Genomic DNA, 12,810 nt, shown 5'->3' with positions numbered 1-12,810 from the left:
TTCCCCCGGCCCGGCCGGCGCCCCCTTCGCTCTGTCCCTCGCGTCCCTTCGCTCTGTCCCTCGGGTCCTACGCCCTGACCCCGGCCCGGACGACGACCTCGACCAGCTCCATCAGCCGGGTCATCCGATCGAGCTCGACCCGGTGGAAGGCGGGCCCCTGAATCCTCGCCACCACCAGGTGCAGGATGTTCTCGCCCGGCAGGGGCGGCAGCGGCACGCTGAGCACGTGCAGCGGGCCGTCCAGGGTGACCGCCGACGACCGGATCGCGGTCAGCTCCGTCCCCCGGTCCGCCCACGCCTCCGGCCAGGACAATGTCTCCGGCGCCTGCCAGCTCCCGTGGACGAGGGCGCCGTCCGCGGCGCTCACCGCCACCGCCCAGTCGGCGCTGACCAGGTCGGGCACGGCGTCCACCAGCGTCGGCAGCGCCCGGCCCGGGTCGGCCGCGACATGGCCGAGCAGGTCGTAGTCCGGATTGGCCCCGGGCACCTCGCGGGTCCGCCAGGCGGCCTCGACCCTGGTGCCGGGGACGACGCTCACGCGCTCGCGCAGTTCCTCCGCGCTGAGCACCCCGCTCCAGGACACGGTGAAATCGTCGATCGCCCGCCCCGAGTCCCGTTCGAGCACCGTGACCTGAAGAATGTCCGCACCCATGACGCCGAAGGCCCGCGCCACCTGGCCCAGCACCCCCGGCCGGTCCGGCAGTGAAACGCGTAGCCGCAGCAGCATCCCGTTCCCTCTCTTCCGGCGCAACACTTTCTTAAACTGTGCCGGAAAGAGGTTTCGGGCGTGTTTTCGGCAGATGTCGAACATGCTGCCGACGCCCGGCTCCCGGACCGGCACCCGGAGCGGCGCGTACCGACCGGCCCGCGGGCCGGTGACACGGTCCCGCTCACAGACCGCATCTCGGTCCGGCCTTCCGGGCCGGACCGCACTGTCGGCCGGGCGTCCGCCGGGCTCCGCGGGGCGGAGTCAGGTGTTCTCCGTCAGCCACTCCGCGAGGACGGCCGCCTGGCTGTGCCCGATGTCGCGCGTCGCGGTGAGCAGGGTCAGCTCTCCCTCGCCGGCGAGGTCCCGCAGATGCTCCGCCGCCCCCCTGTGCTCGGGATCGCCCAGCTCGGCGAGATAGCGCCGCCGGAACTCCGGGAAGCGGCTCGGCTCGTGGCCGTACCACCGGCGCAGCCCGGTGGACGGCGCGACGTCCCGCAGCCACTCGTCGACGTGCGCGTCCTCCTTGCGCATCCCACGCGGCCATATGCGGTCGACCAGCACCCGTACGCCGTCCGACGGCGAGGCGTCCTCGTAGACGCGCCGGCAGTCGACCGATGGCCGCGCACTCCTCCGCGCGGCGGACGATGCGCGATGTCCGGTCCGATGTCCGATCCGATGTCCGGTCCGGTGGTTCGTCATGGTGGCGCCCCCTGGCAAGCCGAGTTCGCGCGCTCAGGTTTGTCCATTTTATCGACCTAAAGTCGGTTTTCAGTGAAATGGCGGCACGGGTACGGCGATGCCGCGGTACGGGACTCCCCCGACGGGAACCCGACCGCAAGACTTGCCGCAAGTTTCAGGGATTCCGCCACCGATCTTGCACGGTCTTGCCTCGCAGTCCAGGCGGGCGCCGGACTCCCCGGACCCCCGCCGCCGGAGCGGACGAAGGCGCCGCGCGGGCGCCTGGGGAGCTCTTGCCCTGGATGTGACACTTTGACCAGGTTTAGTCAGATCTTTCCGGTGTCACGAATCCGCCTGGAATCACGGTCAGTACCCTCAAAAAATGTCCCTCCCCTGGCTGCGCGAGCTGTCCATACACGCTCGCCTGACACTGCTCACGACCGTCGTGGCGCTGCTCGTGCTGATCCCACTCGGGATCGGCGCCGACATCGCGATACGGCGTGCCGTCAGCGCGCACCTGTGGGAGGACGCCCGGCAGATGGCTTCCAAGGTCGCCGCCGACGTGCGCGAAGGCGGGCTGGAGGACCCCATCCGCACGTCCAGCGGATCGGAGCTGATCCAGGTCGTCACGCCATCCGGGCAGATCCTCGCGTCCACCCCATCCGCGCGCGGCCTGCCCTCGCTCACCCGGACGTGGCCGCGCGCCGACGACCGGTTCGTCGAGTTCAGCACCTGCGGCCTCCCGCAGGGGAGGTGCGGAAACGGGGTCGAGCTGCGGACCGGGGCGCAGCCGAACGCCCCGGTCGTCGTCGCCGTCCGCCGCCAGCCGCTGCTCATCGCGACCCGGCTGCTCGACCTCCTCATCGCCGGCGTGGTCGCGCTGCTCACCGCGGTCATCGCCTGGGTGTCGTGGAGGGTGGCCGGGCGGGCGCTGCGCCCGGTCGAGGCCATCCGCACCCAGCTCGCCCACATCAGCGGCAGCGACCTGAGCGCGCGGGTGCTCGAACCCCCGGGCAAGGACGAGATCGCCCGGCTCGCCCGCACCGTCAACGACGCGCTGGAGCGGCTGGAGCGGTCGGTCACCCAGCAACGGCAGTTCGCCGCGGACGCCTCGCACGAGCTGCGCACCCCGATCACCGGCATCTGCGCGCAGCTCGAAAGCGCGATGCCGCACCCGGAGGATCACCCCGAGGCCATGCGGGCGGCGCTGCGCGACACCAAGCGCCTTGAGGCGATCATGAGCGACCTGCTGTTCCTCGCCCGCATCGGCACCACCGACCGCTCCATCCGGGAGAAGGTGGACCTGGGCACGCTGGTCGCGCACGAGGTCGACCGCCGCAGCTCGGGACCGGTCGCGATCGACGCGCGGATCACGCCGGGGGTGATCGTCAACGGCGTGAGCACCCACCTGTCCCGAGTGCTGGTCAATCTGCTGAACAACGCGGAGCGGCACGCCAAGAGCCTGATCACGGTGGATGTCCGCCGCGAGGGCGACGACGCCGTGCTCGCCGTCGGCAACGACGGCGAGCCGATCGCGGCGGAGGATCGCGAGCGCATCTTCGAGCGGTTCACCCGGATCGACTCGGCCCGCGGCCGGGGCCAGGGCGGCACCGGGCTCGGCCTGGCCATCGCCCGCGAGGTGATCCAGGCCCACCACGGGACGATCCGGGCGGAGGACACCGACAGCGGCGCGCTGTTCGTGGTCCGGCTGCCGGCGACCTCCGGGCCGGAGCCGCACTCCGAGCCGGAATCCGAGCCGGACTCGGACCTGCCCTCCGCCCCCGGCTCCCGCTCCTGACGCGCGAAGCACGAACCCGAAACACGAACCCGAAGCACGGCAAGTACGGAAAGTTAAGTCAGGCGCCCCTGCGCGTTCAGCTCGGGCACCCCCTGCGTGACATCCCTCTGACTAGGTTCTGGGATCACCCCCGGGGCCTCGGGGGCGTCGTCGCAGGTAGAAGGAGTGCCCCGTGCGAGTCCTGGCCGTTGTCCCCGCCCGTGGCGGTTCGGTGGGCGTACCGCTGAAGAACCTGGAGAGGGTGGGCGGCGTCCCGCTGGTGTCGCGGGCCGTCGGCGCGTGCCTGCGGGCCGCCCTCGTCGACGAGGTCGTGGTCAGCACCGACCATGAGGGGATCTCGGCGGCCGCGCGCGAGGCGGGGGCCCACCTCGTCGAGCGCCCGGCGGAGCTGAGCGGAGCCACCGCGTCCAGCGAATCGGCGGTGCTGCACGCGCTCGACGCGCTGCCCGAGGACCCGGAGGTGGTCCTCCTCGTGCAGTGCACCAGCGCGTTCATCGACCCGGACGACCTGGACGCCGCCATCGGCCGCGTCCTCGACGGCGAGGCCGACGTGGTCTTCTCCGGCATGGAGACCTACGAGTTCGTGTGGACCGGCGCGGGCGTGGGCGTCAACCACGACCCGGCCGTCCGGCCGCGGCGGCAGGACCGCGAGCCGCACTTCCGCGAGACCGGCGCCTTCTACGTCATGCGTACGGCGGGGCTGCGCGAGCACGGGCACCGCTTCTTCGGCCGGGTGGCCGTCCAGCCCGTCCCGGCCCGGCACGCCGTGGAGGTCGACTCCCCCGAGGACCTGGAGATCGTGCGGGCGCTCGCGCCGTTCGTGGACGAGCCGCTGCCGATCGACGTGGACGCCGTGGTCACCGACTTCGACGGCGTGCACACCGACGACCGCGCGTACGTCGACTCCGAGGGCCGCGAGATGGTCCTGGTCAGCAGGTCCGACGGGATGGGGGTGGCGCTGCTCAAGCGCTCCGGCGTCCGGCTGCTCGTGCTCTCGACCGAACGCAACCCCGTGGTGGCGGCCCGCGCCCGCAAGCTCGGCGTCCCGGTGCTGCAGGGGCTCAACGCCAAGCAGACCGCGCTGCGCGACTGGCTGGCGATCGAAGGCCTGGACCCCGCCCGCGTCGCGTACGTCGGCAACGACGTCAACGACCTCGGCTGCATGGCGCTGGTCGGCTGGCCGGTCGCGGTCCCCGACGCCCACCCCCGGGTCCGGGCGGCCGCCCGGGTCGTGCTCAGCCGCACCGGCGGGGCGGGAGCCGTACGGGAGCTGTGCGACCGGGTGCTCGCGGCGCGGCCCGCGGGCCCGGACGCCGCCGAGCGGATGCCGCGCCGGCTGCCCCGGCCGGAGCTGCGGGTCAAGGGCGAGCCGGTGCGGATCGGCGGAGAGCTGGTCGGCCCCGGCCTGCCGGTGTACATGATCGGCGAGATCGGCATCAACCACAACGGCGACATCGACATCGCGCGCAAGCTGATCGACGTCGCGGTCGAGGCGGGCTGCCAGGCGGTCAAGTTCCAGAAGCGGACCCCGGAGATCTGCGTGCCGCCCGAGCAGCGCGGCCAGATCAGGCAGACGCCCTGGGGGGCGATGACCTACCTCGACTACAAGATCCGGACCGAGTTCGGCCGGGACGAGTACACCGAGATCGCCCGGTACTGCGCCGCGCGCGGCATCGACTGGTTCGCCTCGCCCTGGGACGTCCCCTCCGTGGAGTTCCTGGAGGAGATGGACGTCGTCACGCACAAGGTGGCGTCCGCCAGCGTGACCGACCACGAACTGCTCCGCGCCCTCGCCGCCACCGGGAAGCCGATCATCCTCTCGACCGGTATGTCCACGATCGAGGAGATCGACCAGGCGGTGGAGATCCTCGGCACCTCGGGCCTGGTGATGATGCACGCGACCTCCACGTACCCGCTGCCGCCGGAGGAGGCCAACCTGCGCACGATCGTCACGCTCCGTGAGCGGTACGGCGTGCCGGTCGGCTACTCGGGCCACGAGCGCGGCCTGCAGATCTCCCTGGCGGCGGTCACCCTGGGCGCGGTGGCCGTCGAGCGGCACATCACCCTGGACCGCACGATGTGGGGCTCCGACCACGCCGCCTCGCTGGAGCCGAGCGGGCTGGAGCACCTGGTCCGGGACATCCGCATCATCGAGTCCGCGTTGGGAGACGGCGTCAAGCGCGTCTTCCCGGGCGAGGAGGCGCCGCGCGCCCGCCTGCGCCGGGTCGCCGCCCAGTGACGGAACCGACCGCCGGCGGGCCGGCGAGGAAGGCGGCCGGGTGCCCGAGCTCTCGGTGATCGTCGCGGTCCGTGACGGCGAGCCGTACCTGGCGGACGCGCTGACGTCGTTGACCCGCGGCCCCCTCCCGGACATGGAGGTGGTCGTGGTCGACGACGGCTCGGCGGACGCGACGGCGGCGGTGGCCGAGGACTTCCGCGCCGACCTGCCGGGGTTCCGGCTGCTGCGGCACGCCGCGCCGGCCGGGGTGGCCGCGGCGAGGAACGCCGGGCTCGCCGCCGCCTCCGGGCGCTACGTCACGTTCCTGGACGGGGACGACTGGGTGGCGCCCGGCTACCTGGCCGAGCTGACCGCCGCGATAGACGCGCTCGGGTGCGACTTCGTGCGGGTGGACCACGTCCAGGTCGAGGGCCGCAGGCGGGAGCTGCTCCGCGCGCCGGCGCGCAGGCGGGGCACCGTGCTCGACCCGCGCGAGGCCATCCTGCCGTTCGACGCCAGGACCATGGTCGACTACGCCTACGCCTGGGCCGGGATCTACCGGCGCGACCTCGGATCGCTGCTCGCCTTCCCGGAGGGCCTGCGCACGGCGGAGGACCGGCCGTGGATCTGGCGGCTGCACCGGAGGGCGCGCTCGTTCGCCGTGGTGTCCCTGGCGGGCGTCTTCTACCGGCGCGGGGTGCCCGGGTCGCTGACCGCGATCGGGGACGAGCGGCAGCTCGACTTCTTCACCGCGTACGAGACGATCCTGGACGAGGTCGAGCCCGAGTTCCTGCGCAAGGCGGCGCGCAACCTCACCGGGCTGCTCGCACACCACGTGGAGCTGATCGACCGGTTCACGCCGGAGCTGCGGACGGCGTTCGAGGAGCGGGCCGCCGTAATCCTGCGGCGCGTGCCCGAGGAGGCCCTCGCGGGCATGGATCCGGAGCGCCGCGCCCTCGTCGCGTTGCTCGCGCGCGGTCCGTCCGACGGGGACGGGGACGCGGACGCGCGGATCGACTGATCTGGGGAGAGACATGGCACGGACCACGCTGCTCTGCGCCTCGACGCCGCTCGGGGCGATGACCCTCGCGGCGGCCTGCGACGAGGGCCGTCTCGGCCCGGGCCGGCGGATCCTGCTGGTGTCGAACGACGCGGCGATCCCCGAGATCACCCCGGCGCCGGACGAGTCGCCGGAGTTCGGGCGGATCCGCGACCGGTTCGACGAGGTGGTGTCGTGGAACGCGGTCATCGCCCCGTTGCACCCCTCCGAGTGGAAGGCGCGCTCGGTGGAGACGCCGATGTTGGGCCGCCTCCTGGCGGCACGCCTGGGCGACCCGGACGAGCTGGTCGTCGAGTCGATCGCGGTGCCGCCCGCCCGCACCCTGGCCGGGCTGCTGCGGGACGTCCCGATCACGGTCTACTCGGACGGCCTGATGAGTTACGGGCCCACCCGCTTCCCCCTGCCCGGGGAGATCGCCGGGCGGATCACCCGCCTGCTCCACCTCGACCTCGTCCCCGGCCTCGTTCCCCTGCTCCTGTCCGAGCACGGCGTGCCGCCGGAGATCGTGTCCGATTCCGCGTTCCACGGCGTGGTCGAGCGGGCGGCCGGCGACCGGTCCGGGGTGCCCGGAGACGGGCCGCGCCGGGAGGCCGTCCTCCTCGGGCAGCACCTCTCCGCCCTCGGGATCCTGAGCGCCGCCGAGGAGGCCGAGCTGCACGCGGCCATGCTGCGCGGCCTCGCCGCGCGCGGGCACCGCGCGGTGGTGTTCCAGCCGCACCCGGCCGCGGGGCGGCGGCACGCCCGCGAGCTGCGTCCGGTGGCCGAGGAGCTGGGCGTCGAGCTGCTGGTCGCGGACGGCTCGGCCCCGGCGGAGGTCTGCTTCGCCGTTCACCGCCCGCGCCTGGTCGTCGGCTGCTTCTCCACGGCTCTGGTGACCGCGCGGCGCCTCTTCGGCATCCCGGCCGCGACCGTGGGCGCCGATCTGGTGCTCGAACGGCTCTCGCCGTACGAGAACGCCGACCGGATCCCGGCGACCGTCGTGGACGCGTCCCTGCCCCGGCTCCGCCCGGACGGCTCGCTGGAGGAGCCGCCGCCGGTGGATCTGGGCGCCCTGGTCGGCGCGGTCGGGTACTGCATGCGCGCCGCGGCGTACCCGGGCCTGCGCGAGGCCGCCGCCGCGTACGTCGAGGCGAACGGGCCGGCGCGCTATTTCACCCGCCGCCGGCTGTCGTCGCTGGGCCTGCTGCCCGCCCCCACGCCGCCGGCCGAGACACCGCCGGACGCCCCGGGCGAGGACCAGGGAGCGGGCCAGGGAGCGGGCCAGGGAGAGGCCCGGGGTGAGGGCCCGGTAGAGGGCCGGACCTCCCGGCTGCGCCGTCTCTTCTCCCGCTGAGCCCCGCTGAGCCCCGGGACACCCCGGGGCGGGAGCGCCTTGCTCGGAGGTCAGAGCGCCTTCAGGTACCGGCGGACGCGGCGCCTGGCGCGGTAGCCGTACCGCAGAACCCGGGGCGGCACCTCCAGCCGGAGCCGGGCGCGGCGGCGGGCCGCGGCGTGCTCCGGCCCGTCGAGCAGGGAGCGGGCGGGGGCGAGGCCCCCCTCACCGGCGGCCGCGGCCAGCTCGCGGATGCGGTCGAGCCAGTCGCTCTCGGCGTCGTCGTGGAAGTAGTTGGCGCGGCACCACTCCCCGTCCGGGACGCGGAACTCGCCCTTGGCGAGGTCGTCGAGCGTGCCGAGGCACCCGCTTCCCTCGAAGACCAGGTTGATCATCTCCGCGCTCACCCCGAAGTCGGACAGGATGAGCAGCGGCACGCCGGCGGCGATCGCCTCCAGGGCCGCGGTCGAGCTGACCGTGACGAACCCGGCGGCGCGGGAGAGGTGCTCGTGCATCGGCCCGGTGGCGAACCGGAGCGCGTCGACCCGGACCCGGCCCTCCCCGGCCATCGCGAGCCAGAGACGCTCGTAGTGGTGCCGCTCGTTGTGCGTCTGGCGTTCGGAGTCGCGTCCCCTGAGCTTGACCACGACATCCAGGTCGGGACGCGCCTCGGCCAGCGCGGCGAGGGCGAGCAGCACGGTCTCGCGCTCCTCGCGCCGCCGCGGCACCTTCGCCTGGGTCGCGAAGATCACCCGGTCGCGCTCCGCCGGCACGGGGCCGCCGAGGTCCAGGTACGGCAGGCGGGCCAGGGCCACCCCGCCCCCGGCGGCCGACCCGCCGCCTCCGAGCGCCGCCCCGATGGCGGCGAACTCCCGCACCTCCCGGCCGCTGTGCACGACGAACAGCTCGCACCCGCTCCGGTACAGCCAGGCCTTCTCGGTGGCGGGCACCGAGATGCCGGGCAGTCCGGACACGAACGCGGGGCGCGGCCGCAGGTCGTCGAGGATTTCGGCGGCGAGGACGTCCACGACGGGGCCGGTGCAGGCCAGCAGCACGACGTCGGGCCGGAAGCGCTCGGCCGCGCGGCGCAGCCGCCGGGCGGCGAGCACGGGCGGGAGGCCGCCCCCGCCCTCCCCCGATCCGCCCGCGCGACCGATCCGCGTCCCGCTCACCGCCGCCTGGATCTGGCTCTCGGACGGCGCGATCGGGGAGCGCACGACCAGCAGCTCGGTCGCCCAGTCGGAGGGCATGGCGTCGAGGAGGCCGGCGGCCCACTTCAGGTACGAGTCGGAGTCGGCCACGGCGAGCACGCGGATCAAGGAGCTACCTTTCCAGGGGCGGGGGAATGTCCCGGCAGGCCGCCGCGGGCGGGGCTCTCCCCCTCGGTGGCGGGGGCCGGTACGTCGGTGAAGATCTGCAGGTGGGCGCGCAGCGAGGGCCCGGCGGCCGCCGTCCACCACTCGTCGGGCACCTCGACGGCTTCGACGGAGACGCCGCGCCCGGACAGCAGGACGCGCAGCGAGGTCACCGCGGTGGAGGGCAGGCTGACCACGCGCTGCCCGGGGCGCAGGTCGCGCAGCGTCAACTCGACCGGCGGCCCGGAGTCGTGGACGGTGAGACCGTCGATCCTGGCGACCCGGGCGAGGTCCGCGGGATCCTCGCGCCGATGCGGGTAGTAGGCGACCGGCTCGCCGAGTTCGCGCAGCCAGCGCAGGTAGCGGTCGCGGTGGATGAGCCCGTTGCGCACCAGGGACGTGCCGAGCACGACGGTGCGCTCCGCGGGCGCGGGGCCGGCGGGCCGGGACCGCAGCCATCCGAAGTCGTGCCGGACCAGCTCGGCGCCCAGATCGCGGACGGCTTCCGCCAGCGGCGCGGGAACGGGCAGCGCGGTGAACACGGTGAGCCTGCGGCCACGCAGCCGCATCCCGGCGGCGGCGCCGAGGACCGCGCGGGCGATCCCCGCCGCGCCCTCGCGGGTGGCCCGGGCGCGCAGCAGCGGGCGGCGGGCGGTGAGCAGTTCGAGGAGGCGGATCGTGGCGAGACCGTCGTCCACGAGCACGACCCGGTGGAGGCGGGTGGTGAGCACGCGCGCCTGGACCCGCCCGGAGAACGCGTCACCGACGGCCCAGACGCGGCCGGGACGCGGCATGCCCGTGGAGGGTTCGGCGAGCCGCAGCCCCTCGGGGAGCCCGATCCGGCGCAGCTCACGCCCGGTGAGCCGCAGGGCGCGCTGGCCGGCTCTGGGCACGACGAGCGTCTCCGGGGCGAGCAGCCCGGCGTGGTGCGCCTCGGCGACGCACAACAACTGCAGCGGGGATTCCACCCACGCGACGGCCGGCCCCTGCTCGACGGCGTGGCGCCGACCCGCGTTGCCCACGTCCGGTGAAGACCCGTTCACGACGCGACGAGGCTACGCGCGGCAGGCGGCGCCCCTCCGACGCGTTCGCGAACGCCGGGTGAACAGGCGCCGACTCCGGGTGGGGGGTGGCCGTCGACCGGGTCCTGCTTCCGCTCGCCGAAAGCTGGTCGGGCAGCATGGAAACATGAACACCATCACCCTCAACAACGGCGTCACCATGCCGCAGCTCGGCTTCGGTGTGTGGCAGGTGGCCGACGACGAGGCGGAGAGCGCGGTGTCCACCGCCCTCTCCGCCGGATATCGCAGCATCGACACGGCGAAGCTTTACCACAACGAGGCGGGCGTCGGCCGGGCCGTACGCGAGTCGGGGATCCCGCGTGACGAGCTGTTCATCACGACCAAGCTGTGGAACGACGAGCAGGGCTACGACCAGGCCCTGCGCGCCTTCGACGCCAGCATGGAGCGGCTCGGCCTGGACGTGCTCGACCTCTATCTGATCCACTGGCCGGCCCCCGCCCAGAACAAGTACGTCGAGACGTGGAAGGCCCTGGAGAAGCTCTACGCCGACGGCCGGGTGCGGGCGATCGGCGTCTCGAACTTCACCGTCCAGACGCTGGACCGGCTGCTCGACAAGGCGGACGTGGTGCCGGCGGTCAACCAGATCGAGCTGCACCCGCAGTTCGCGCAGGACGCGCTGCGCGCCTACGACGCCGCGCACGGCATCGCGACCGAGGCGTGGAGCCCGCTCGGCCAGGGCAAGGGCCTGCTCGACGAGCCGGCGCTGCGGCGGATCGCGGCCAAGCACGAGCGCACCCCGGCCCAGGTGGTGCTGCGCTGGCACATCCAGCTCGGGAACATCGTCATCCCGAAGTCGGTCACGCCCGAGCGGATCCGCCAGAACATCGACGTCTTCGGCTTCGAGCTGGATCCCGCCGACATGACCGAGATCGCCTCCATGGACGCGGACCGCCGCCTCGGGCCGGACCCGGCGACCTTCGGCTGATCTGGGCGGGCGATCCCCGCTCGCGAGATATATACGGATTCGTCACGGCCTGCGCACTACTGGGCACAGGCCGTACGTTTCCGCTGGTAGTGGGCAGGTAATGATCTGACCCATGCCGTTCCCCAGAAAGCCCCGCCGGTGGTGTCCCTGGCTCGCCGTGGCGCTCCTCATGTGTACGGCGTTCTCCGGGGCCGCCGCCCAGCCGCAGCGCGCGTCCGCGCGTCCACCGAACGTCGTGCTCATCCTGACCGACGACCTGGACTCGACCGACCTGCAGCGGTTCCCCAACATCTGGAACCTGCTCGTCCAGCAGGGCGCGGTCTTCTCCCGGTTCTTCGCGACCAACCCGTGGTGCTGCCCGTCGCGGTCGTCGATCCTGCGGTCGCAGTACATGCACAGCCACCAGGTGGAGAGCAACCGCCCGCCGACCGGCGGTTTCCCGAAGTTCCGGACGCTGGAGGAGTCCACGATCGGCACGTGGATGCGGTCGGCGGGCTACCGCACCGGACTCCTCGGGAAGTACCTCAACCAGTACCCGCTCGGCGCGTCGCGGCACTACATCCCGCCCGGATGGGACCGCTGGGCCGTCCCCGTCACCCGGCTCTACCAGGAGTACGGCTACGCGCTCAACGACGACGGCTCGGTCACCCAGCACGGCTACACGCCCGAGGACTACCTGGAGGACGTGCTGAGCCACAAGGCCGACGAGTTCGTCTCCTCGTCGGTCGACCAGCCGTTCTTCCTCTATCTCGCCCCGGTGGCGCCGCACCAGCCGGCCAACTACGCGCCGCGGCACGCGGACGCCTTCCAGGACGAGGTGGCGCCGCGGACGCCGTCCTTCGACGAGCAGGACATGTCGGCGGAGCCGCTCTGGCTGCGCGAGAAACCCCCGCTGACCCCGAAGGCGGTGCGGCGGATCGACGAACTGCACCGCGACCGGTTGCGCGCGATGCTCGGCGTGGACGACATGGTGGGCTCGCTCGTCTCGACACTGGAGCAGTCGGGGCAGTTGGCCAACACGTACATCTTCTTCACCTCCGACAACGGCTTCCATCTGGGGCAGCACCGGCTGCGCCCGGGCAAGACCACGCCCTTCGAGGAGGACATCCGGATCCCGATGGTCGTGCGCGGCCCCGGCATCACGCCCGGCTCGACGATCGACCGGCTCTGCTCGACGGTGGACCTCGCGCCGACCTTCGCCGAGCTGGGCGGGGCGACGCCGCCGTCGTTCGCCGAGGGGCGCTCGCTGGTCCCGATCCTGCGCGGGGAGGACGTGCCGTGGCGCGACGCCGTCCTCGTGGAGTTCTTCCAGCCGCCGTACGCGCCGTACGCGGCGCCGACCTACAGCGTGCTGCGCACCGAGAGGTACAGCTACGTCGAGTACGGCACCGGCGAGCGGCAGCTCTACGACCTGGCCACCGATCCGTACGAGCTGCGGAACGTCGCCGCCACGGCGGACCCGCACCAGGTGGACACGTTCTCGGCCCGGCTCGCGCTGCTGCGGAACTGTTCCGGGGCCACCTGCCGGATCGCCGACGCGGAGAGCCGCGCCCTGCTGCGGGCGGTCCCCCGCTGACACCGCCGCCCACACCGCCGCCCACACCGCAGCCCACACCGCCGTGGCCGAGCGACCACCGGCCACGGCGCCCCGCGCGGAGGCCGGGTCACGCTGC

10 protein-coding genes are annotated in these 12,810 nt (G+C 73.4%); 6 read left to right on the top strand and 4 right to left on the bottom strand.

The genetic code is table 11. The features are described from left to right. Window positions 1–67: 67 nt before the first annotated feature. Window positions 68–754 carry an ACT domain-containing protein gene (locus AWQ71_RS13545; protein WP_245658261.1) on the bottom strand — a complete coding sequence of 229 codons (687 nt, stop codon included), beginning with the start codon at window positions 752–754 and terminating at the stop codon, window positions 68–70. A 216-nt stretch (window positions 755–970) separates the two neighbouring features. Continuing rightward, entirely contained in the window at window positions 971–1,408 is a 438-nt protein-coding gene (locus AWQ71_RS13540; protein ID WP_084258843.1) for a DUF488 domain-containing protein, read from the bottom strand. A gap of 361 nt (window positions 1,409–1,769) precedes the next feature. On the opposite strand from AWQ71_RS13540, the gene AWQ71_RS13535 reads away from it, so the two are divergent. From AWQ71_RS13535 to AWQ71_RS13520, 4 genes are all read left to right on the top strand, one after another. Further along, window positions 1,770–3,185: an ATP-binding protein gene (locus AWQ71_RS13535; protein ID WP_084258842.1), complete on the top strand. Its 1,416-nt coding sequence runs from the start codon at window positions 1,770–1,772 to the stop codon at window positions 3,183–3,185. 172 nt (window positions 3,186–3,357) lie between these two features. Further along, window positions 3,358–5,424 carry an N-acetylneuraminate synthase family protein gene (locus tag AWQ71_RS40125; RefSeq protein WP_084258841.1) on the top strand — a complete coding sequence of 689 codons (2,067 nt, stop codon included), beginning with the start codon at window positions 3,358–3,360 and terminating at the stop codon, window positions 5,422–5,424. Between the two features lie 40 nt (window positions 5,425–5,464). Then, on the top strand, window positions 5,465–6,424 hold the full coding sequence (locus AWQ71_RS13525) for a glycosyltransferase family 2 protein (protein ID WP_067132280.1): 960 nt from the start codon (window positions 5,465–5,467) through the stop codon (window positions 6,422–6,424). A 13-nt stretch (window positions 6,425–6,437) separates the two neighbouring features. Beyond that, window positions 6,438–7,796 (top strand): polysialyltransferase family glycosyltransferase, encoded by a 1,359-nt coding sequence (locus tag AWQ71_RS13520; protein WP_157570326.1) that lies wholly within the window; start codon window positions 6,438–6,440, stop codon window positions 7,794–7,796. Between the two features lie 50 nt (window positions 7,797–7,846). Here the strand turns inward: AWQ71_RS13520 and AWQ71_RS13515 are convergent, their stop codons facing one another. Both AWQ71_RS13515 and AWQ71_RS13510 read right to left on the bottom strand, forming a co-directional pair. Further along, window positions 7,847–9,085: a DUF6716 putative glycosyltransferase gene (locus AWQ71_RS13515; protein ID WP_245658270.1), complete on the bottom strand. Its 1,239-nt coding sequence runs from the start codon at window positions 9,083–9,085 to the stop codon at window positions 7,847–7,849. A gap of 5 nt (window positions 9,086–9,090) precedes the next feature. Next, a complete protein-coding gene (locus AWQ71_RS13510; protein ID WP_245658260.1) occupies window positions 9,091–10,173 on the bottom strand; it encodes a hypothetical protein in 1,083 nt (360 codons plus the stop codon). A gap of 145 nt (window positions 10,174–10,318) precedes the next feature. Between AWQ71_RS13510 and AWQ71_RS13505 the strand changes: the two genes are divergently transcribed. Both AWQ71_RS13505 and AWQ71_RS13500 read left to right on the top strand, forming a co-directional pair. Then, window positions 10,319–11,137, top strand: a complete 819-nt coding sequence (locus tag AWQ71_RS13505; protein WP_067132276.1) for an aldo/keto reductase — start codon at window positions 10,319–10,321, stop codon at window positions 11,135–11,137. A 112-nt stretch (window positions 11,138–11,249) separates the two neighbouring features. Then, window positions 11,250–12,713 (top strand): sulfatase family protein, encoded by a 1,464-nt coding sequence (locus AWQ71_RS13500; RefSeq protein ID WP_084258840.1) that lies wholly within the window; start codon window positions 11,250–11,252, stop codon window positions 12,711–12,713. The last annotated feature ends 97 nt before the right edge of the window (window positions 12,714–12,810 follow it).

It is taken from the genome of Microtetraspora malaysiensis (assembly GCF_001528665.1).
Lineage (GTDB): Bacteria > Actinomycetota > Actinomycetes > Streptosporangiales > Streptosporangiaceae > Microtetraspora_A > Microtetraspora_A malaysiensis.
This window is presented reverse-complemented; position numbering and strand designations above follow the sequence as displayed.

Excerpts from the sequence above, each read along its gene's own strand:
- AWQ71_RS13540 (WP_084258843.1), bottom strand. The coding sequence starts at position 1,408 with ATGACGAACCACCGGACCGGACATCGGATCGGACATCGGACCGGACAT.
- AWQ71_RS13535 (WP_084258842.1), top strand. The coding sequence starts at position 1,770 with ATGTCCCTCCCCTGGCTGCGCGAGCTGTCCATACACGCTCGCCTGACA.
- AWQ71_RS13520 (WP_157570326.1), top strand. The coding sequence starts at position 6,438 with ATGGCACGGACCACGCTGCTCTGCGCCTCGACGCCGCTCGGGGCGATG.
- AWQ71_RS13505 (WP_067132276.1), top strand. The coding sequence starts at position 10,319 with ATGAACACCATCACCCTCAACAACGGCGTCACCATGCCGCAGCTCGGC.
- AWQ71_RS13500 (WP_084258840.1), top strand. The coding sequence starts at position 11,250 with ATGCCGTTCCCCAGAAAGCCCCGCCGGTGGTGTCCCTGGCTCGCCGTG.